The sequence below is a fragment of the Solibacillus sp. genome, assembly GCF_040273735.1.
Lineage (GTDB): Bacteria > Bacillota > Bacilli > Bacillales_A > Planococcaceae > Solibacillus.
Genome location: NZ_JBELZM010000004.1, coordinates 1 through 22,231, shown reverse-complemented (window position 1 = coordinate 22,231; position 22,231 = coordinate 1). Strand labels below are relative to the sequence as shown.

Annotated in this window: 19 protein-coding genes; 11 read left to right on the top strand and 8 right to left on the bottom strand. The window is 38.4% G+C overall.

All coding sequences use genetic code 11. The annotated features are described in order from the left end of the window. Positions 1–59 precede the first annotated feature (59 nt). The 5 genes from ABS917_RS05670 to ABS917_RS05650 all read right to left on the bottom strand — a co-directional run bounded on the left by ABS917_RS05670 (position 60) and on the right by ABS917_RS05650 (position 6,491). A complete protein-coding gene (locus ABS917_RS05670) occupies positions 60–1,763 on the bottom strand; it encodes an ABC transporter ATP-binding protein (RefSeq protein ID WP_350478087.1) in 1,704 nt (567 codons plus the stop codon). Between the two features lie 199 nt (positions 1,764–1,962). After that, entirely contained in the window at positions 1,963–3,336 is a 1,374-nt protein-coding gene (locus ABS917_RS05665; RefSeq protein WP_350478086.1) for a GntP family permease, read from the bottom strand. 74 nt (positions 3,337–3,410) lie between these two features. Then, on the bottom strand, positions 3,411–4,424 hold the full coding sequence (gene pdxA, locus ABS917_RS05660) for a 4-hydroxythreonine-4-phosphate dehydrogenase PdxA (RefSeq protein WP_350478085.1): 1,014 nt from the start codon (positions 4,422–4,424) through the stop codon (positions 3,411–3,413). Between the two features lie 12 nt (positions 4,425–4,436). Continuing rightward, positions 4,437–5,723, bottom strand: coding sequence for a four-carbon acid sugar kinase family protein (locus tag ABS917_RS05655; protein WP_350478084.1), 1,287 nt, complete (start codon positions 5,721–5,723; stop codon positions 4,437–4,439). Between the two features lie 15 nt (positions 5,724–5,738). Next, positions 5,739–6,491, bottom strand: coding sequence for a DeoR/GlpR family DNA-binding transcription regulator (locus ABS917_RS05650; protein ID WP_350478083.1), 753 nt, complete (start codon positions 6,489–6,491; stop codon positions 5,739–5,741). Positions 6,492–6,750: 259 nt separating this feature from the next. On the opposite strand from ABS917_RS05650, the gene ABS917_RS05645 reads away from it, so the two are divergent. Next, positions 6,751–7,662 (top strand): HNH endonuclease, encoded by a 912-nt coding sequence (locus ABS917_RS05645; RefSeq protein WP_350478082.1) that lies wholly within the window; start codon positions 6,751–6,753, stop codon positions 7,660–7,662. 54 nt (positions 7,663–7,716) lie between these two features. Here the strand turns inward: ABS917_RS05645 and ABS917_RS05640 are convergent, their stop codons facing one another. The 3 genes from ABS917_RS05640 to ABS917_RS05630 all read right to left on the bottom strand — a co-directional run bounded on the left by ABS917_RS05640 (position 7,717) and on the right by ABS917_RS05630 (position 11,855). Then, complete coding sequence (locus tag ABS917_RS05640; protein WP_350478081.1) at positions 7,717–10,587, bottom strand: DEAD/DEAH box helicase; 2,871 nt, start codon at positions 10,585–10,587, stop codon at positions 7,717–7,719. Positions 10,588–10,606: 19 nt separating this feature from the next. Further along, entirely contained in the window at positions 10,607–10,996 is a 390-nt protein-coding gene (locus ABS917_RS05635) for a (deoxy)nucleoside triphosphate pyrophosphohydrolase (protein ID WP_350478080.1), read from the bottom strand. Positions 10,997–11,084: 88 nt separating this feature from the next. Then, positions 11,085–11,855: an IclR family transcriptional regulator gene (locus ABS917_RS05630; RefSeq protein ID WP_350478079.1), complete on the bottom strand. Its 771-nt coding sequence runs from the start codon at positions 11,853–11,855 to the stop codon at positions 11,085–11,087. Between the two features lie 182 nt (positions 11,856–12,037). Here ABS917_RS05630 and ABS917_RS05625 point away from each other — a divergent pair, with 182 nt between their 5' ends. The 10 genes from ABS917_RS05625 (at position 12,038) to ABS917_RS05580 (ending at position 21,817) form a co-directional block, all read left to right on the top strand. Further along, positions 12,038–13,018 (top strand): catechol 2,3-dioxygenase, encoded by a 981-nt coding sequence (locus tag ABS917_RS05625; RefSeq protein ID WP_350478078.1) that lies wholly within the window; start codon positions 12,038–12,040, stop codon positions 13,016–13,018. A 13-nt stretch (positions 13,019–13,031) separates the two neighbouring features. Further along, complete coding sequence (locus ABS917_RS05620; RefSeq protein ID WP_350478077.1) at positions 13,032–13,940, top strand: acetaldehyde dehydrogenase (acetylating); 909 nt, start codon at positions 13,032–13,034, stop codon at positions 13,938–13,940. Beyond that, positions 13,937–14,947 carry a 4-hydroxy-2-oxovalerate aldolase gene (dmpG, locus tag ABS917_RS05615; RefSeq protein ID WP_350478076.1) on the top strand — a complete coding sequence of 337 codons (1,011 nt, stop codon included), beginning with the start codon at positions 13,937–13,939 and terminating at the stop codon, positions 14,945–14,947. The genes ABS917_RS05620 and dmpG overlap by 4 nt, the downstream gene beginning before the upstream one ends. A 4-nt stretch (positions 14,948–14,951) precedes the next feature. Then, a complete protein-coding gene (locus tag ABS917_RS05610; RefSeq protein WP_350478075.1) occupies positions 14,952–15,728 on the top strand; it encodes a 2-keto-4-pentenoate hydratase in 777 nt (258 codons plus the stop codon). Between the two features lie 10 nt (positions 15,729–15,738). Then, positions 15,739–16,551, top strand: coding sequence for a 2-keto-4-pentenoate hydratase (locus ABS917_RS05605; protein WP_350478074.1), 813 nt, complete (start codon positions 15,739–15,741; stop codon positions 16,549–16,551). Then, positions 16,533–16,739, top strand: a complete 207-nt coding sequence (locus ABS917_RS05600) for a tautomerase family protein (RefSeq protein ID WP_350478073.1) — start codon at positions 16,533–16,535, stop codon at positions 16,737–16,739. Before ABS917_RS05605 ends, ABS917_RS05600 begins: the two co-directional genes overlap by 19 nt. Beyond that, positions 16,726–18,198, top strand: a complete 1,473-nt coding sequence (locus tag ABS917_RS05595; protein ID WP_350478072.1) for an aldehyde dehydrogenase — start codon at positions 16,726–16,728, stop codon at positions 18,196–18,198. The genes ABS917_RS05600 and ABS917_RS05595 overlap by 14 nt, the downstream gene beginning before the upstream one ends. 159 nt (positions 18,199–18,357) lie before the next feature. Further along, positions 18,358–19,644, top strand: coding sequence for a PucR family transcriptional regulator (locus ABS917_RS05590; protein ID WP_350478071.1), 1,287 nt, complete (start codon positions 18,358–18,360; stop codon positions 19,642–19,644). 167 nt (positions 19,645–19,811) lie between these two features. Further along, positions 19,812–21,314, top strand: coding sequence for a 4-hydroxyphenylacetate 3-hydroxylase family protein (locus ABS917_RS05585; RefSeq protein WP_350478070.1), 1,503 nt, complete (start codon positions 19,812–19,814; stop codon positions 21,312–21,314). A 20-nt stretch (positions 21,315–21,334) separates the two neighbouring features. Continuing rightward, on the top strand, positions 21,335–21,817 hold the full coding sequence (locus ABS917_RS05580; protein ID WP_350478069.1) for a flavin reductase family protein: 483 nt from the start codon (positions 21,335–21,337) through the stop codon (positions 21,815–21,817). Positions 21,818–22,231: the final 414 nt, after the last annotated feature.

The following is a 22,231-nucleotide window of genomic DNA, read 5'->3' as shown; positions in this document are numbered from 1 at the left end:
CATTTAGTTGAAAAAAAGGTGAATGACCGCAATCATCCACCTAATCTTAATTTTAATGTTTATGCATGATGTAGCCCTGCAAAAATACCGCCTTTTGCGACAAGCTCTTCATATGTGCCTTGCTCTTCAATTCCATTTGGTGTGACAACGAAAATATAGTCCGCATCGCGAATTGTCGCTAAACGGTGTGCAATAATTAATGTCGTACGGTTTTTCGCCAAATCATTTAATGACTGCTGGATAATCCGTTCTGTAGCTGTATCAAGAGCAGATGTAGCTTCATCCAATATTAAAATTGGCGGGTTTTTCAGGAACATACGCGCAATCGCAAGACGCTGCTTTTGACCACCCGATAATTTCAGACCACGTTCACCGATTTCCGTCTCAAAACCATCCGGTAAATTCTCGATAAATTCTAGCAAGTTTGCCTGCTCAGCTGCTGCTTTAATATCCTCGAAGCTTGCGCCTAATTTACCATATTCAATATTTTCACGAATAGTACCTGTAAATAAAAATACATCCTGCTGTACTGTACCGATTTGCTTACGGAGCGACTGCTGTGTTAGATCGCGGATATCGTAACCATCAATTGTAATCGCACCGTCCGTAATATCGTAAAAACGGGGGATGAGCGCACTGATCGTCGTTTTCCCTGAACCGGATGGACCGACAAAGGCAACCGTTTTTCCTGCTTCCACTTTGAAGGATAGATTGTTCAGTACTTGCTTACTGTCTGCATATTTGAAGTCCACGTTTTTAAACTCTATATCGCCATTTAAATGGTCAACATCAATCGCATTTGGACTGTCGACAATTGTTGGCTCCTGGTCCAGCAGATCGCAGAAACGTTTAAAGCCAGCCATTCCTTTTGGATACATTTCAAGCAATGCACTGATTTTATCGATCGGCTTAATTAGAACATTCGTGAATAAAATAAAGCTCGCAAACTCCCCGTATGAAAGGTCGCCGTTGTTTGAAAGCCATGCCCCAACGACAAGCACAAGTAAAGTCAGCAAACGAGTTAAAATATAAATGCTTGAATGTGTGCCTGCCATTACTTTGTATGCGTAAATTTTCGCTTTACGGAATAGGGCATTCTGGTCTTTGAAGCGGTTCGTTTCGAATTCTTCATTCGTAAAAGATTTCACGACACGAATACCGGAGAAGCTGTCTTCTACGCGGCCATTGACGTTCGCAATTTCAGTGTACATAACGCTCCAGCCTTTTTTCATTCGTCTGTTGCTCCAATACATGACCGCAATTAAAAACGGAACGAAAATCAGGATAATTGTCGCCAGGGTCGCATTAATATTGAACATAATCGTAAACGCCCCGATAAATGTCATCATCGCGATGAACAAATCTTCCGGACCATGATGCGCAAACTCACCGATATCAAATAAATCATTCGTTATACGACTCATTAAATGACCTGTTTTCATATTATCGAAAAACGTATAAGGTTGGCGCTGCACATGATTGAACAGCTGCTGGCGCATATCGGTTTCGATATTGACCCCAAGCTTATGGCCTAAATAGTTCACGACAAAGTTCATGCCTGTACTTAAAATATACGTCAGTAAAAGAAGTGCACTGATTTTGGTAATCATGCCCCAATCGTTTGTCGGGAGCAGATCATCGATAAACCACTGCACAGCCATCGGGAACAGTAATTCCAAAACGGCCACAAATACCGCACACGAAAAGTCGATGATGAACAATCGCTTATGCGGCTTATAATACGTAAAAAATCTTGCTAGCATTTCTAGTCCTTTCTGTTAAACGACTCAAAAACTGAGTGCAACTGGTTGTAATGGTGAAAATGATTCTTACTGGATTATAACATTTTTTGGGAGCTTTTCGAGAGGCGAAATTTTTATGGATTGGGGGAGCGTAAAGAAATAAAAATAACGAAAGGCTGCTCGAAAGGATTACCTTTCTGAACAGCCTTTAATCCATCTTTTATATAAAGACATTAGCGATTAATAATGTAATTAATCCTACGAACCAACAAATTGTTGTAGGGACAGACCAAACGAGAATCTGTTCCTTCACTTCTTTAATGCCTAGCATCCGGTTAACAACCCAGAACAAACTATCATTAAAGTAAGAGAAAATTAGGGCACCCATGGCAGCGGCTTGAGCAGCCAAGGCCATATTTACATCTAACGATACTAAAATAGGGGCCGAAATGGATGCAGCTGTAATCATGGCTACAGTACCGCTACCTTGAATCAATCGGACAATCGTAGCAATTAAAAACGGAATTAGTACAGCAGGGAGAGGTAAATCTGCAATTTTCGTTGCAATGAAATCACCAGCACCGCTTTCACGTAAAACGAATCCAAATGCACCACCAGCACCTGTTACAAGTAAAATAACACCTGCTGTTTGAATACCTTCCTCCATACGCTCAAGTGTTTCTAGACGATTTAATTTGCCCGTTAATAAGTAGATCGCGGCAATTAAACCGAGAGAAACAGCGATAATCGGTTTACCTAAGAAAATTAAATAACTATAAAATCCGTCTGTTAATTCTAGTGCTTCTAGAGTTGTATTTAAAAATATTAAAATAATAGGTATTAAAATAGGCATAAATGAACGTGTTAAAGAAGGTAATTCTTTTGAACGTTCATCTGCTAATGCGACAAATTCATTATATGCCATTTTTGCATCTGGACGAATAAAACCGGATTCAGAATCATCGGGAATCTGGTAGATTTTCTTCCCTAACCATTTAGCGTAAAGAACACCTGCCACTAGCATCGGAATTCCGAATAGTATACCTAACCCGATCATAATACCGATATCAACCCCGAAGATGCCCGCAACACCGAGTGGGCCCGGAGTCGGTGGAACTAATGAATGGGTAATTACGAGACCGACAGCTAGTGATACACCTAATGCAACAACTGATTTACCGGTTTTTTTTGAAAGCGCTTTAACTAAAGGGCTTAAAATAACGAATGCCGAATCTACGAAAATAGGAATAGAAACGATAAAGCCGGCAACCGCTAAAGCCCATTCTTCTTTCTTTTTACCGACAAATTTAATCAATGAATAGGCAAGTGTTTCGGCCGCACCTGAAATTTCCAATAGACGGCCCATCATAACACCTAACCCGATTACAATTCCGATGGAAGCTAATGTGCTACCAAATCCGGCTGTAATTGTATCTGCTACCGTTGCAGGAGCCATCCCCCCGATAAGACCTGCAATTGACGCAGCGATTAGCAAAGCTAAAAAAACGTGGATCTTTGTTTTCAATACTAATAATATTAAGACAATTACACCTAGCAATAATCCTGCAATAAGCTGAGTGCCTGAAACATCCATCCGAATAACCCCTTTATTGTATTGTTTAAAGATGGAGTCTAATAGTCTGCAATGACTACTAGAATCCAATGGTATTACATATTGTAGCTAGTGAAATTTGGTGCGTACTGTGCTGCAAGCTTGATTGCTTCTTCTAAACTAATACTCTCAGCAATATTTTTACCTGCAATATCGAAAGCTGTGCCGTGATCGACAGAAGTTCTTAAGAATGGAAGACCATTTGTAATAGAAATTGTTCTATGGAAATCTGTCATCTTCGCAGCAATATGTCCTTGATCGTGATATAACGAAAGCACTGCGTCATACTTTCCGTTTAAAGCTTGGAAGAACACCGAATCGGCAGGAACTGGACCTACTGCATCAATGCCAGCTTCAACAGCCATCTCAATACCTGGTTTGATTTCTTCTACTTCTTCCATACCGAATAGTCCGCCTTCGCCGCTATGTGGGTTTAATCCGGCTACAGCAAAACGTCTATTTTCTACACCTAAACGTTGTAATGCTTTATCACAGCGTACTAAATAGTCTGCAACACGTTCTTTTGTCATTTGCCCAATTGCATCCTTTAATGATAAGTGACGCGTTAAGAAGAAAATTCGCATGCCGCGTACTTCAAACATTGTTAGCGGGTCATTTGAACCTGCAAGATCTTCAAGCATTTCCGTATGTCCGATATATGGTACTTGTGCAGCTTTTAACGATTCTTTGTTAATTGGTGTTGTTGCTAAAGCATGAACTTGACCTGCTAAAGCAAGCTCAACGGATTTTTTAATGTACTCGAAGGCACCTTGTCCACCTTGAACAGATACTTCACCGTACTCAAGCTTATCGATATTGATATTATTTAAGTTGATGATATCAATTGTACCCAACTCATATTTGCCATCTTCCGGAGATGTGATTTCGTTAATTGTTACGTCTGCATTAACGATAGCAATCGCACGCTCGATTACTTTTGAATCTCCAATAATTAGCGGTTTACTAACATCATAAATTTCCTTTTTCGTTAATGATTTCACCGTGATTTCCGGGCCTATGCCAGCCGGGTCACCCATTGGAATTGCGATAATTGGTTTTTCTGTTGTCATAATAAGTTCCTCCTAACAATGATTTGTTAAAAATTTTATACTTTTATATAAGGCATCCTTTTCGCCAGCCATACCGCCTTTTGTAATGATAGGAAGGCCATCTAGCTCGCCGCCCATCAATTTACCGTATGCAACTAAAGGGAGTACCTCTTCTTCCAATTTGATTCCTTCTGCATTACTAATTGTGCAAATGGACGAAGTAATATCGCCTCCAGAAGAGAAACAGCCACCAACACTGTAATTTGTACTTTGTAAAACTTTCATCGTGACCATACCGATGCCTGCTGCAATGCGTTTTGCCAAATGTTCTTCGGTTGTTTCGAATTCATTGGCAATGGTAGTTAAATTTAGTTGGTCCTGATGTGGTGAGTTTGTCGTCATTACTAAAACGTCATGTGTGTCTAAAAACTGAACTGCTTCATGTGATATCGCTTCAATTTCCGCATCCCATTTCTCGTCTAGATGAGTTAAACGATTTGCATCAATGTAATACGGATAGGCATCTGTTTTTTCCAGTAAATATTGAATCTGTTTGGAGGCAGTTGGTGTAATACTGCCGATGGAAGCCACTATTTTCTTATTTTGCGACTGTTGATTTAAGATGGCTTTTGAATATTTTGCTGTCAAAGGGCCTGGATCAACAGGAACTAACGTATAATTGTTAATCTTCAACAATGCTGCAGTAATGCAATCAATATCATCATCTGTCACAGCATCAAGGACAATTATGCGATTGCCATTGGAAATTTCTTTGTTAATTGCATCTGTCAGTTGTTGTACTTCTAGCAGTACTGTTTCCAAACCGATATGAACAACAGGAAACTTACTTTGCTTTTGAATGATATGTGGTACAAATGACTGTTTCAAAGGGTTAACTGGGTCTTTTGCGACATCAGTTGTCTGCAATGGAACACCATTTACTAATAAATATCCACCAGATGTGATACGACCTGATTCAGGGAATGAAGCTACAACAATTGCGATAGATTTTTCTCCTAAAGCCTCTAGGATGGTATCGACCTCATATCCGATATTGCCGCGTACCGTACTGTCAATCCGTTTACAAATTAAATCAGCTTCCCAGTATTGGAAATTTTGCAGGGCTGCTTGAACACGTGCTTTTGCTAAATCTGGTTGAACATATCGGCTATCTGTATCTACACATACAGCATTGAAAGCCCCTAAAGTAGGAGGGGTTTGAAATGATGTTAGTGTAGTGGCTGAAAATCCTTGTTTCGATAATTTAACGCCTGTTGCATTTGCGCCGGTTAAATCATCTGCAATAATTCCAATTTTCATAGGTAGCTCCTTTCATTAAGAAATGATTGTTATTTTTTCACAAAGCTGAACATGAAGATCTTCTTCTAAATAATCCGTAATAAGGCCACCATTTATATCTCTAAAGTCACAAACTTTGACAGTAGACTTTTCATTTGCCTTGCTTGAATCTGCTACTAAGTACGTCGTTTCAGCTGCGGCAATCATTAACCTTTTAATCGCTGCTTTTTCGAAAGTAGGTGCCATAATTCCAGCTTCCGGATGGAAGGCATGGGCACCTAAAAAACATATATCTACATGAATTGATTTTAATAAGCTTTCAGTTAAGGAACCGAAAATTGCGCCAACACTATTTTGAAGCTCGCCACCGGTAATAATGACTTTTGCTTCGCTATTTATAAGCACCGAGGCAATATATACATCATTCGTGATAACGGTTACATTTTTCTTATTACTTAGAAGTTTTGCAATCTCAATTGTCGTCGTTCCCGAATCCAAGAGAATGGTTGAGTTATCTTGAACGAGTGATGCAGCTATTTGGGCAATCAGCTGCTTCTGCGCATTATTTTTACTCTCTTTAATTAAAAAAGAAGTTTCGTTTACTAATGGTTTATTTAAAACAGCTCCGCCATGAGTGCGAATGACTTTATCCTTTTCTTCTAAATAACTTAAATCACGTCGGATTGTCATAGTGGAAACTTGTAATTCATGAGCAATATGTTCAATATCAACTTTCTCATGTTCGTTTAAATGCTCTAAAATTAAAGCTCTACGTTCTTTAGGTAACATATTCGCCTCCTAAACTGTTCGTTTTTAACATCTATTAGTTATTATAATGTTAAAATCGAACAATAAAGTCAAGAGTTTTTTGAAAAATCATGTAATTTATAAACATTTGAATGTTCGAAAATTGTTGATAGAACTTGTTTAGGTGAGGAAATAATTTTTTCTCGGAATTTAATGAGAAATAACTCTAAAGTGCTTTAAATTCTGTATCAATTTAAAAAAATGGTACACTAAAAGAAAGTAAAGAAGCGAAGGTGTACGTATGAATTTTTATATAGTAATGCAAGGGCGTACATACGATGAGGCGAAGGAAAAGCAGGTCGTATGGTGCTCAATTTTAGATAATAGTGGACAAACACCACATTCTTGGGAGCGGATGAAGGAAGTAAAGAAAGGCGATGCGATTTTTCACTGTGTTAAAGGGGAAATCGTCGCGATCAGTACCGCTCAGGAAGATTGCGGTGAAGGTGTGAATCCTTTTGATCAATCAGGTGGGGTGGGGCACCAATTTCCCGCAATTTATGAGGAACTACACTTTCCAATTTCGATAAAAGAACATTTTAATGAAATCGAGCCACTACTCCCAGTTAAATATTCGCCATTTCAACATAATGGTGACGGTAACCAAGGCTTTTTATATCCTTGTAATGAAATGCTAGCAATCAAGCTGCTTGAGCTTATGAGTGATGCAAATATTTATGAGGAAAATGAAGAACAGCTAGAATTTGCGATTGGCCTGATCGCACAAAAAGAACGCAATACGCTGGCACCTGTATTAATTGAAACAGAAGCGGAAGCAAAGGTGAAAATCCGTAAAGGTCAGCAAAAATTTAGAAAGCAACTGATGCCATTATGGAATAATCAATGTGCGCTATGCGGTATCTCGTTACCTGGGTTATTACGTGCAAGCCATTCAAAACCATGGAAAGATGCAACGAATGATGAGCGGCTTGATCCATACAATGGTATTCTGCTCTGTCATAACCATGATGCGTTATATGACCAAGGCTATATCGCGTTTGATGGAACCGGGAAAATCCATATATCCTCTGAAATTGAACAGATGGATTATGTGAAATACGGGATTCATGAGAAAATGCGCGTTGCAAGGGTAGAAGAGAATAAGAAATATTTCAAGTGGCATAAGCGGGAGATATTTAGAGGCAAAGAATAATCAAGAGAAAAAGCAAGATGTGACCAAAAATTGGGTTACACCTTGCTTTATTTTTTATTCCTCTACTAAATAGTGGTAGATGTCGTACTGGATTGGTTGTTCGAGAAACATTTCCATTGTAACGACAGGATAATATTTTCCTTTATCTAAAATTCTTTCTGGCTTTGCAGAACTTGGATTTACAGCACATCGGCCAAGGTAATAGAAATCTTTACCTTCACCATTGTCTTTTTTTACAAACAGATAAACATTTGTCCCATTTTCAACAGAGTGAATGAGAATTTGCATTTCCTTTGATTTATCAACATAACGATTTTTTGTTGAACACCATTTAAATGTATCGTCTGATAAAAATTCATCCATATAGTTTGTTTCAAGATCGTTCTCATCATTTTTATGATAATTTACGAAAATAGGGAAATCCCCATTTTTCGGACGACCACCGTTTAATGTACCTTCCTCGTTCTTTTCCCAATCTAGTAGGCGGCATACTTCACGGCGGGAGTATTTTTCATATAGTTTAAATGGTTCGTGATTATTGAATTGATTATTTTTCATAAAGGCACATTCAAGTAAATCAACGAAGTACTGTTTGAAATTTCCATCTTGAAGTGAAAGTTGCAATTCTTCATTAAACATATAGCATAAATTCGATTTAATAATTAAAGGTTTATTTCCAAATTTTTTATTGTCAGCTTCTACGAAAAAGCTTAAAGAAAACACATTTTCAATGCCTTCAATTGTACCTTTATGAATATAAGCATTTTGAGCTTGCAATGCTGAAAGATAACTTTGTTCTGAAATAGTTTCTTCTTCTAAAAGAAGTTTCAACAATAAAATTTCATGTATTCTCTTACCTGATAAAAAGTCCTTTCCAATGAAAGATAAAACGGATTTTTCATAATCGGTAATAGAAGCAATATCTTCTTTCATCTTCATTAAAAAGTCATAATAGGTAGGAGTATAGCTAATAATGACTTCGGGATCTAAAGAATTTTGTTCAATAAAATCTTTAAGCATTGGAACACATCCAATCCGATTTTTAAGCTCAGAATAGCTATCTCTTAACATTTTTAATGTTGATAAATTCGCGTTATTTATCGCATCATAAATTTGCTTCTTCGCAATCTCTTCAAAGTTAATCGTTGAAACCCCTTGAATGTAATCCGTATTAACCGTGTTGCGACGAACATTATCTTTGTTCATCGACTTATCACCAGATAGGGCAATCGGAATTAAATAGTTATTTTTGTAGTTGCCGATAAAATCAATGATGGTTACATATTCCTTCACATTATGTTTCCGTAATCCTCGACCAAGCTGCTGAATGAAAATGATGCTAGATTGTGTTTGGCGAAGCATTACAATTTGGTTAATGAAGGGAATATCAATACCTTCGTTAAAAATATCTACTGTTAAAATATATTCCAGCTCACCATTTTCTAATTTAGCAATGGCTTCTTCGCGTTCCTTTTGAGAGTGATCTCCGGTCAATGCAGTCGTTTTATATCCGCGCATAGTCAGTAAGTTCGATAGAGTATGGGCTTCTTCTTTCGTACTGCAAAACATTAATCCACGAACACGATCCCCAGAAAACCCGTAATACGAAATTTTTTCGATAATATGGTCGATTCGTTCACGATGAACTAACTTTTGTAAATCTGCTGTTTCATCAATAAGTTCACCATCAAGTTCATAGTCAGTCACACCGAAATAGTGGAAAGGGCAGAGCATATCTTCTTCTAATGCTGCTTGAAGACGAATTTCATAGGCCACATTATAATCAAATAGTTCATAAATATTGAAGTTATCTGTACGTTCTGGTGTTGCCGTCATTCCTAATAAAAATTGAGGTTCAAAGTAATTCATAATTTTTAAATACGATTCCGCACCTGCTCGGTGAACTTCATCAATTAAAATGTAGTCAAAATGATCTTTAGCAAACTGCTGTAAATAAGAATCTCTTGATATAGTTTGAACGGTAGCAAATAAATATCGCGCATTTAAATCTTTTGTGTTGCCTGATAAAATCCCATAATCTTGCGGATCACCTAGTAAAATATTGCGGAAATCTTGCATCGCTTTTTTCAAAATTTGCTCACGATGAACGATAAATAGCATACGTTTTGGTGCAGCATTTCGAACATCAAACGCAGATAAATAAGTTTTACCTGTCCCAGTTGCTGAAATGATAAGGCCACGGTTCGCACCACTTTGACGAAGAAGCTTTAACTGCTCAAGCGCAGCTGTTTGCATCTTATTAGGCTGTATTTTTAAACTCTCTTTTAATGGGTTCGTTATATATAAAGGTGGAGAAGCTACTTTATTATTGAATTCGGGCTTTTCATAATTGATTTGATAGTAAGCAATCCATTCTTCATTTAACGGAATCGCACTATTCCATTGTTGTTCAAACTGATTTTTAAAATGGTTGATGACTTCACCATTTTCAAGGGAAGTTAAATAAACATTCCATTCAAAGTTTGCTTTCAATGCACTATCCGTTAAGTTAGAGCTTCCAACGATTAAAGAATAATGTTGGTCATGCTCAAAAATATAGCCTTTAGAGTGGAAGCCTTTCACATCGGTAACACGAACTTCTACATTCGTTAATTTGAGCAATTCTTTAAACATTTTTGGCTGATTAAAGCTTAAAAATGTAGACGTTAATATACGTCCACGAATGCCTTTTTTCTCCAGGTCATACAGCATTGTTTTAATTGTTGCTAATCCACCTTCAGTTATGAATGCGACAGAAAAGGTGAACGTTTTACATGTTTTCATTTCTTGTAAAAGTGACGAAAGGACATTCTCATGTGCTTTATTGGATAATAATTTCGGTTTAAACTGTGAGGAGACGGCCTTTGTTTGATCGATAAACCCTTTATGTAAAGAGGCTTCAAGTTTTTTAACTAACTGCTCCATAAAAGCACCACCTTTATACTTATTTTAATAATTTTTCAACAGCTGGAATATCTGCAGGTGCAAAGTGTAGTTCATTGAGTGATGCACGCTTTACCCACTTCGTATCTGAATGCTCTAAAGCAACTGGTGTTCCATTTACAATTTTAGCCATATATGTTTCAAGGCGAACGATAAACGTACCATAATCATAAGTTGTATCTTCAACTTTATCACCTATAGCTATTTCACAAGTAAATTCTTCTAAAATCTCGCGTTTTAATGCTTGCTGTGGTGTTTCATCTTCCTCAATCTTTCCACCTGGAAACTCCCAATAGTTTGGCAATGACATTTGAGGGCTACGTTGTGCACAGTAAATTTCCTGTTTATCGTTTTCGATAATAGCTCCAACTACATGTACTTGTTTTTTCATATTACATCCATCCTATCTATTAATCCTCTCTATAATATAGCTGATCATGGAAGAATTTGCTGCCAATAAAATTTGGCAACCCCAACCCTCACTGAAAAGACAAATACCCAATCTTCTTCGTAATTTTTTCAGATTCTTCACGAAGTAATCTAATATAATAATTTATTTTTTCATCTGTTAACCGATTGGTAGGGGCAACTAAATTCAGTGCTGCAATCACTTTACTTTGCAAGTTTTTTATTGGTACGGCAATGGATGTCATATTCGCGCGGTACTCGCCTCGTACAACTGCATATCCCTTTTCTTTTGTATTTTGCAACTCTTTTTGCAATTGTTTAGCATCTACTATTGTGCGGGGGGTGAACCGTTCCAAAGGCTGTTCGAGAATTCGTTTAATCGTAGTAGTGCTGCTGAAAGCCAATAATACCCGGCCACTTGCAGTACAGTGCAAGTAATTTGAATGCCCGATATGTGATTCTACTTCGACCGTTTGCTGGTTTGATAATTTATTAAGATAAACAATGGCATCATTTTTCAAAATGGCTAAATGAGAAGTTTCTCCTGTTAACGTAATGAGTTTCATCATACTTCCTAACGTCACATCGTAAATATCCAAATGTTTTAAATAAATGGAGTTCAATTCAATTAATGACATGCCCAATTCATATTTGGCATTATTCCTAGCTTTTGTTACAAAGCCTTCTGATTCCAGTGTTTTTAATAGTCTATGTACACTGCTTTTACTAATCCCCAATTCATCTGCAAGGTCTAACACGCCTTTTTGATGGTCGTTTATTTTAAAAGCCTTCAATATTTTAAGGGCGTTTTTAACGGAATTAAGCTCGCCATTATTCTTCATTCGCATGCCTCCATCAAAATTCTATTTTATGTTTATATTATTCTCTAAAAAACATTTTTCACCTTTCCCGCATGGAGGGAATTTCATGTTGTATATAACAAAATAACAGTTAAGATTAATTTACATTCTATTTCGATTTTTCAGAAAATAGAGCGAAGAATAACATTCAAGGGGGATTAATCATGAATAATTATGTAGAGCCAATCTTTGATGTAGCACAAATCGCACATGTTGAGGTACTTTCTAACACGCCGGAGGAATCGATTAAATTTTACACGGAAATGTTAGGTATGGCCGTTGTAGATGTTATTGGAAATCAAACATTTTTACGTGCTTATGAAGAAAATTATAAATACTCCTTAATTATTACTGAATCTGATTATTCAGGTTTAGGACATGTAGCATGGCGTACAACATCTCCACAAGCTTTAGAGCGTCGGGTTAAGGCGATTGAGGCGAGTGGGTATGGTATCGGTTGGCAAAACGAAAATTATGGACATGGACCTTCTTATGCATTTACAACTCCTGATGGGCATAACATGGAAGTCTTTTGGGAGGTAGAGTACTTTGATTGTCCTGAAGAGAACAGGTCTAAGTTACTTTCCCGATTTAGTAAGCGTCCAAATCGCGGTGTACCAGTGCGTCGACTAGACCATATTAATTTATTCTCTTCGAACCCGAAAGCCGATACAGAATTTTTAGTTGAAGTATTAGGCTTTAAACTTCGCGAACAAATAGTTGACGGTGAGTTTGTCGTAGGGGCTTGGATTAGTGCTTCTAACCTTGTTCATGAAATCGCTTTTATGGCTGAGCCTACAGGGGCTAAAGGAAAATTGCATCATATTTGCTATTGGTATGGTGTACCTCAAAACTTATACGAAGTCGGCGATTTGTTGAAAGACCATGGTTACTTTATTGAGATCCCGCCGAATAAGCATGGGGTAAGCCAAGCATTTTGTATGTATGCCTATGAGCCTAGCGGATTACGGGTCGAGCTGTTTGGGGATGCGGGCTACTTGATCTTTGACCCGGATTGGAAAACGATTACTTGGCAAATGGCCGATGTTCCAGGTAACGGAGATACTTGGATAGGGGCAGCTTTCCCTGACTCATTCTGGACATATGGTGTAGGTAAAATCGCTGAAAAAGTTACAAACGAATAGAGGGGGTAAACAGATGACTAAAGTTCCAGTGGCAATTTTAGGAAGCGGCAACATCGGTACAGACTTGATGATGAAAATCTTAAAAGCTGATGGACATTTAGATTTAGTTCTGATGGCAGGTATTGATCCTGCCTCAGATGGTCTAAAGCGTGCCAAAGAAGCCGGAATCACAACAACTGCAGAGGGTATTAAAGGAGTTATCGACCATGGTTCCGTCCAAATTGTTTTTGATGCCACGAGTGCGTATTCCCATATTGAACACGCTAAAATTCTAAAAGAAAAAGGCATTGTGGCAATTGATTTAACGCCTGCAGCAATCGGTCCGTATGTTATTCCAAGTATTAATATAGAAGAACATATCAATGAAATGAATATCAATATGGTGTCCTGCAGCGGTCAGGCGACAACGCCGCTTGTTTATGCAGTGAGCCAAATTGCAGAAGTGCTTTACAGTGAAATTATCGCTACGATTTCAAGCCCGTCCATCGGTTTAGGCACCCGCCAGAACTTGGATGAATTTACGATTACGACTGCCAATGCCGCAAAATTAGTTGGTGGTGCACAATCAGCACGTGCCATGCCGGTCATCAATGCAGCGGAGCCGCCTATTTTAATGAACAATACCGTTTATGCGGTACTGGAAGACGATATTGATCCAATTCAATTACAGAAATCTGTAGAAGATGTCGTGCAAAAGGTGAAGCAATATGTACCGGGTTACCGATTGAAAGGGCAACCGATTGTCGATGAACGCGAAACACCTTGGGGCAACCGTAAAGTGGTCATTATTATGAATGAGGTGGAAGGCGCGGGTGATTATTTTCCGAAATATGCCGGTAATCTCGACATTATGACAGCTGCGGCTTTACAAGTAGGAGAAAAAATTGCAGAAAATATGCTGAAGGGGGCTGCTTTAAAGTGACCAATATCATAATCGGGGACACTACATTACGTGATGGTTCACATGCTGTCAGCCATTCATTTACCCCGCAATTTGTCGAAAAAATTGTTGTTGAATTAGCGGCAGCGAATGTTCCTTTGATCGAAGTAAGTCATGGTGCAGGACTTCAAGGCTCCACGATTCAGCAAGGCTTTTCTAAATACGATGAAATGAAGCTGATTGAGGCTGCTGTAAAAGTAAAAGGCCAATCTAAAATTGCGTCACTGTTCGTTCCAGGCATTGGAACACGTCCTGCCATTGTAGAAGCCGCCAATATTGGAATTGATGCACTCCGTATCGCAGTTCACTGTACAGAGGCGAATATTTCACAACAATATTTCGAAGAAGCGAAAAAGCAAAATCTAGGTGCTTACGGATTTTTGATGATGAGCCACAGTACGACGCCGCAGCGTTTAGCGGAAGAAGCGAAGAAAATGGAAGAGTACGGTGCAGATGGTGTATATATCGTCGATTCTGCTGGGGCATTAGTGCCAAAAACAGTCATTGAACGGATACATGCATTAAAAGAGACACTGTCAATTCATATAGGATTCCATGGTCATAATAATTTAGGGTTGGCAGTTGGCAACTCGTTAACAGCGATTGAACATGGTGCGACATTAATTGATGGGACACTTCGTGGATTAGGTGCAGGTGCTGGGAATGCACCATTAGAAGTCCTTATTGCAGCAATGATGAAATCGGATATTGAAACACCAATCGTCCTTTCAACACTGATGAATGCTGCGGAAGAATTAGTGGCTCCAGAAATGCATTACTTGCCGTTTATTGACCGTGAAAATTTATCATCAGGATATGCCGGTGTGTACAATAGTTTCCTGTTACACGTAAGAAAAGCTGCAGAGAAATTCCGGGTAGATGCGGTAAGTATTATCGAAGAACTTGGGAAGCGAAATGCCGTTGCGGGACAGGAAGACTGGATTATCGATGTTGCAATGGAACTATCTACAAAGAAAGTTGAGGTCTGATAGTATGTCAAATGCACAAGGTTTTGCTTCAATGCTTTTGGAAGCTGAGCAGATGAAGGTACCAATTGAACCGTTCACACAGCTTGCGCCTACAATTTCTTTAGAGCAGGCTTATGAAATCCAACTTGCTTATGTAGAGCAAAAAAAACAGGCGGGTCATAAAGTAATCGGCAAAAAAATTGGCGCTACGAGTAAAGCAATTCAAAATATGTTCAACGTTAATCAGCCGGATTACGGTCATTTATTCGATTATATGTTATACAAATCGGGTGATACGATCAACATTGATCACCTGATTCAGCCTAAAGTTGAATCAGAACTTGCCTTCGTTTTAAAAGAAGAGATTAAAGGTCCTAATATTACACCTCTAGATGTCCTATTGGCGATTGATTATATTGTGCCGGCATTTGAAATAATCGACAGCCGTATTGCAGACTGGCGAATTAAATTCGAAGATACGGTATCAGATAACGGCTCGTCAGGCTTGGTCGTATTAGGGGAACAACGTCTTTCGATTTATGATATTGACTTAGCAACAATCGGTTTAAATACGTATCAGAACGGCGAACTCATTGAAATGGGTACAGGAAGTAATGTTTTAGGCAGTCCGATTAACTCTGCAGTTTGGTTAGCGAACGCATTACAACAATTTAATGTTCCGCTACTTGCTGGCGAAGTGATTTTAACTGGCGCATTTACATCGGCGGTACCAATAAAAAAAGGTGATCATTTTAAGGCAGCCTTCGGACAAATTGGTTCGGTTGAAGTGAAGTTTGTATAGGGGGATTCATATGACGAGTATAACGAAATTATCGGTTGTAGATGAGTTGTATTGGGCTGAAAAAAATGCGCAAACACTTGAACAGTTTGCGAATAAAATAGATGGTATCTCAGAACGTGAAGCTTATGAAATCCAGCAATTACTAGTAGATAAAAAAATTGAGCAAGAACAAACGGAACAGATCGGGTGGAAGTTGGGACTAACATCGAAAGCAAAACAGCAGATGATGGGGGTTCATGAACCGTCATATGGGGTGCTTTTGAAAAACATGTACTTATTCGAAGGAGGTAAACATGATTTAACACCTTACATCCATCCGAAACTGGAACCTGAACTCGCTTTCGTATTAAAAAAGCCGTTAAAAGGTTCACCATCACTAGAAGAAGTAATTGACGCAATTGATTTTGTCTTACCGGCTTTCGAAATCATTGACAGTCGATTTGAACGCTTCAAGTTTACACTACTAGATGCGATTGCCGATAATTCATCTTCGAGTCGGTATATTTTGGGCAACCGTCCAATAAAACTGGATGCCGATTTTATTGATGCATTAGGGGTTATTTATTATAAAAATGGAGAAATCGTTGCTTCGACAACATCCGGTGCGGTCATGCAAAATCCGCTTATAAGCATTCAATGGTTAGCACAAAAGCTTCATGAGCGTGACTTGCATCTAAAACCGCGTGACTTAATTTTAAGCGGATCCATTAGTGAAGCAATTGCAATAAAACCGGGGGATTTTTTCCATGCAAGTTTCCAAAGCTTAGGTACGATTTCAGTTTCATTTACTGGAGGTGCGGCAGAGTGCCATTCATCCAAGTAACAATTTTAGAGGGCCGTACACCTGAGCAAAAAGAGCGCCTTATCGAACAATTGAGCAAGACAGCCAGCGATGTATTGAATGCGCCACTGGAAACCGTGCGCGTACATTTACAGGAAACGGCTGCAACACATTGGGGCATAGCAGGGAAATCCGTTGCCAAAAGGAGAGAGACAGATGCTAACAACTGAAAAAGAAGTGTTAACGGTTAATCATTTTATTAATGGACAATACAGACAGTCTGCAACAAAAAAAACATTTGAAGTACATGATCCTTCTAATCAACGGTTAATTGCGATTGTTTCGGAAGCATCGGAAGAGGACGTTACGGAAGCTGCCAATAGTGCGCGTAAAGCTTTTGAACAGAGTGAATGGCGTACAATGCCGTTAGCGGAGCGTTGTGCGAAAATTCGACGGATGGCAGATATTATCGTTGAACGAAAAGAAGAAATTGCCCGCCTTGAAGCAATGGATGTAGGGAAGCCATATCGGCATGCAGTAGGCTCCGATATTCCACGTGCTGCCCATAATTTGCGGTTCTTTGCAGATTTTGTAGAGAAGCAGGGGGATGAAGCATATCCAATGGATGAAAACTTTATCAACTATACACGATATGAGCCGGTTGGTGTAGCAGGTTTGATTACGCCTTGGAATGCACCATTCATGTTAACAACATGGAAATTGGGCCCATGCCTGGCAGCGGGGAATACAGCTGTCATTAAGCCGGCTGAACTGACTCCATTATCGGTTTCGTTGCTTGGTGAAATTGCACAACAGGCAGGTATCCCTGATGGTGTGGTGAACGTGATTCACGGAAGCGGAAGAACAGTCGGTACTTGGGTAACAGAACAGCCTGAAATTGATTTGATTTCATTTACAGGATCGACTGTTACAGGAAAACAGATTATTAAAAATGGTGCGGATACATTAAAGAAAACATCATTCGAACTTGGTGGTAAAGCGGCAAATATTATTTTCGAAGATGCAGATTTATCAAAAGCTGTACCGACGTCGATTCAGGCAGCATTTTTAAATTCCGGGCAAGTTTGTTTAGCCGGTTCACGCATCTTAGTGCAGCGTACAATTTTAGATGAGTTTTTGGAGAAATTTAAAGCTGCAGCAGAGGCATTAGTCGTTGGTGATCCGCAAGATCCGAAAACGACAACAGGTCCGTTAGTAAGTAAAGTTCAGTATGATAAAGTGAACTATTATATTGAGTTAGCCAAGGAAGAAGGGGCTAAACTGGTTACAGGTGACCAGCCGCTACAATTATCGGATGATCTGGCGAAAGGCTACTACATTGCCCCGACGATCTTCCTGCATCATGATCCGAATGCACGTACATGCCAGGAAGAGATTTTTGGTCCGGTCGTAACGATTTTACCGTTCGATACGGAAGAAGAAGCTTTAACGATTGCGAACAGTACGGATTATGGCTTAAACGGGGTCATTTGGACAGAAAATCTAAAGCGAGCACACCGTGTGTCACATGCTGTCCGTGCAGGGACAATTTGGGTGAATTGCTGGTTTGTTCGTGATTTACGTGTTCCATTTGGCGGTTTCAAAAAGAGCGGTGTTGGCCGAGAAGGCGGGCGTCACAGTATGGAATTCTTTACAGAAGCGAAAAATATTTGCATCTCCTTAAACTAAAATGCTTATCATCCTATTTGGAAATCCGGATAGGGTGATAGGTTTTATTTATATTATAGGCAGAAATCGATTTTGAAAAGTGGTTATGTTCCTGGTGTTTATTGAGGCTCTAAATATTGAGTAGGAATTGAATTATATATTGAAAGGCGTGGATTATTATTGAATTTTGATTTGGAAAAAAATCTTACTACCTTTATACCAATGCAAAAACCGAAGCAACAAATCGATGTGAATAAGATGGTTAAGGAAAATCTGCAACTGAAAAATGTAATCACAATCTACAATAAATTAAATGAGATGCTCGTCAATAAACAAAATTTAATTGAAATATTAAAGGAATGCAACCGATTGGTAGGAAGAGAGATTGCTTTATTTGATCTTGAAGGTGACCTTTGCTATTCATCCTCTCAATCGGCACTACTGGAAAAATTTATTTTGGAATATAAGAAGAAATATGCGAATTGGAAGTTCCGGGAGATACGCAAAATCAGTTTGGACAGCGGGGGAATCCTTATTTCACCGATAATGGTCGATCAGGAAGTATTCCAATATTGCGGATTTTTCTATCATAAAGATGAAATCATTACAGAAGAAGAAAAAATGATACTCGAGCGAATCAGCACTATTTGCAGTATTGTTCTTATCAATAAAAAAGCGATGTTCGATGCAAATGAACGAATGAAAGCCGTATTATTCGAAAAGCTTATTATTGGAGAAATTACGGATTATAAAGAGCTGTTACGGGAACTGAAATTATTGAATATTTATGTGCAGGAAAGTTACCATATTGCCTATATTTCCTTTAACTACAAAGATAAATCAAGTGATGATAACTTACAGATGTTTGTAAAAGTGTATCGTGAAATCGTTACCTTTTTCAAAAAACTAAATCTGGAAGTATTAATTGTTCAGCGTGGGCAAGGGGTTTTATGTTTTGTCCCCATTTCTTTTGATGACCCCCTCTTAGACGGGGCACCGGAAAAATTTCTGCATTCAATTGATAAATATCAGGATTCGATTATTTGTCGTGTCGGTATAAGTTCGACAACAAATACATTGGAATGCCTTAATCAATCTATTAAAGAGGCAATTATTGCTGAAAGAGTGTCCACTTCCAATGAGACGGTCATGCAGTTCGGGGATATCGGCATACTGGGAGCATTATTATACACGGAACATCATCAATTACTTAGAAGTATAGTAGAAAGAGATCTTCTGGAAATTCTCCCTGAAGAGGACTTGATGCATACACTTTATTATTTTTTAGATAATGGCGGTAATTTGGAGAAAACAGCCAAGTTAACGAATTTATCGGTCGGAGGGGTCAGGTATCGTTTACAAAATATAAAGGAGTTATTACAAATTGATTTACGATGTCCTAAAATCCGATTTCAGCTTTTATTAAATTTAAAAGTACTCAAAGTTTTAAATCTCCCCGCAATATAAATTAGTATTGATAAATCATTTAACGACTCAATCGGGTCATTAAATGATTTTTTATTGTGAAACTAGCATTTGCTGTTAGTGAAAGCGAAAAATTTAGACATGAACTGCAATATGTGAAAACGCTTACCTCATTTACACTAAAGTTAAATCAAAGGGGGTTATAAGTTATGTATACTGGTAAAAGTTACTTGGAAAGCCTAAATGATGGTCGTGTGGTTTATTTGAATGGTGAAAAGATTGATAATGTCGTAGAACATCCCGCCTATGAAAATTCTGCAAAATCATATTCACGTCTTTATGATTCATTGCATGATCCGGAAAAACAATCAATATTAACAGGAATTAATGAGTATGGTGACCGTACACATAAATTTTTTATAACTCCAAAGAATGCGGACGATTTATTAGGGGCGCGTGATGCTATTGCAGAATGGTCTAAATTAAATTTTGGATTTATGGGCCGCACACCTGATTACAAAGCCTCGTTCCTCGGCCATTTAAATGCCTACTCGGATTATTACGTAGGGTTTGAAGAGAATGCAAAAGCATGGTATCGAAAAGCATCGAAAGAGCTGCCATTTGTCAATCATACGGTCATTAATCCGCAAATGGATCGTTCAAAACCATTGCATGAAAATAAAGACGTTTTCGTTCGTGTTGTGAAAGAACGGGACGACGGGATTATCGTAAAAGGGGCAAAAATGGTAGGGACATCCGCAGCTTTGACTCATTATAATTTTGTCGCTAACTATGGACCGAAATCCCTTGGTGATGGAGATGTGAGTCATGCATTGATCTTCCTTCTCCCAATGAATGCACCGGGATTAAAAATGATCAGTCGTCAATCATATGAGTTTAGTGCTAAAGTAAACGGTTCTCCATTCGACTATCCTTTATCAAGCCGTTTTGATGAAAATGATGCGGTTATTGTTTTGGATAATGTATTTATCCCATGGGAAGATGTTCTAGCTTATAAAAATGTTGAAGTCTCTAACAATTTCGTGCCGGCCACACATTTCGTTAATCGTTTCAGCTTCCACGGGTGTACGCGTTTAGGTGTTAAACTGGACTTTATGTTAGGACTAATTTTAAAGGCAACGGAGTCTTCTGGTACGCATCAATTTAGAGGTGTTCAGGCAAATATAGGTGAAATTGTTGCGATGCGAAATATGATTTGGTCTTTATCTACAGCTATGGCTACTAATCCTGATATAGGGAAGAGCGGAATTGCTGTTCCAAATGGTGAGGCTGCCAGTGCATATCGCGTCCTTGCACCGGAAGTATGGGTAAAGGTCGTTCATATTTTCGAACAAGTAGTTGCGGGAGGTCTGATTCAGCTACCATCAAGTGCAGCTGATTTCAATAATCCTGAAATTCGTCCTTACTTAGATGAGTATTATCGCGGCTCAGGTGTAGATGCTGAATCACGTGTGAAACTATTGAAAATGGTATGGGATGCAATCGGGTCTGAGTTTGGTGGTCGCCATGAATTATACGAAGTGAACTATGCAGGCAACCATGAAAACATTCGACTGGAAGCATTATACCATGGTATGGCTACTGGGAATGTGGACTATTTCAAATCTGTCGTGGACAGTGCGATGTCTGACTATGATTTAAATGGATGGACGAACCCGGTCTGGAAAACAAAATCAAACGTTACAATATAACAGGAAAAGAGGAGAAATTGATGACAGAACTTTCATTTAGGAAAGCTATGGGACAATTTGCAACAGGTGTGACTGTAATTACTACTCTAAATGATGCAGAGCCACACGGCATGACGGCGAACGGTTTTATGTCAATCTCGCTGGAGCCTGAATTAGTAGCAATTTCAATCGGACAGAAGGCAGCAACATTAAATAAAATCAAAGCATCAAATATGTTCGGTGTTAGTATTTTACAGTATGAACAAATCGATGTTTCCAAAAGATTCGCAGGTCAAATTCAAGTAGATAGCCCTTTTGAATTTGAATACGTCGATAATTTTCCGTTAATCCCTAATTCAATCATGCGCACGGTTTGTGAAGTAATTGAACAAATCGAGGCAGGCGATCATACAATCTTTTTAGGCAAGCCGAAGTTGATCGAAGTTAATGAAGGCGAGCCATTATTATTTTACCAAGGTAAATATCGGCAAGTTGAAGAGCTGGAAGTAATTCAAAAAACTTAAATTATTTTATTAAAGTGAAAAATGCTCCAAATATTCGAAGGTTCCAAAGCTGAGGCTGGGATTTTGAATGATTGGAGTTTTTTGATTTCTCCGTTTATATAGGTGAGCTTATGATAAGTGGTAAGAATGAGATTTTATTTATTGGGTTTGACTAGAATAGAGTAAAAGATATGGATTTTATCGGTTAGTTTTAATATTTATTATGGTAACTTTTAAATAGGAAGAAAACAGAGTCAAATAAAAAAGATAAAAAAAGTTATTTAAAACTGTTGACGTTTAATAGAATAGGCTGTATAGTTATACAAGTCGCCGGGAGTTACCGCGACAAACGAAACAAAATGAACCTTGAAAACTGAACAAGCAACGTTAATGAAACAAGCTTCTTAAATGAAGCAAACAATAGATTTCAACTTC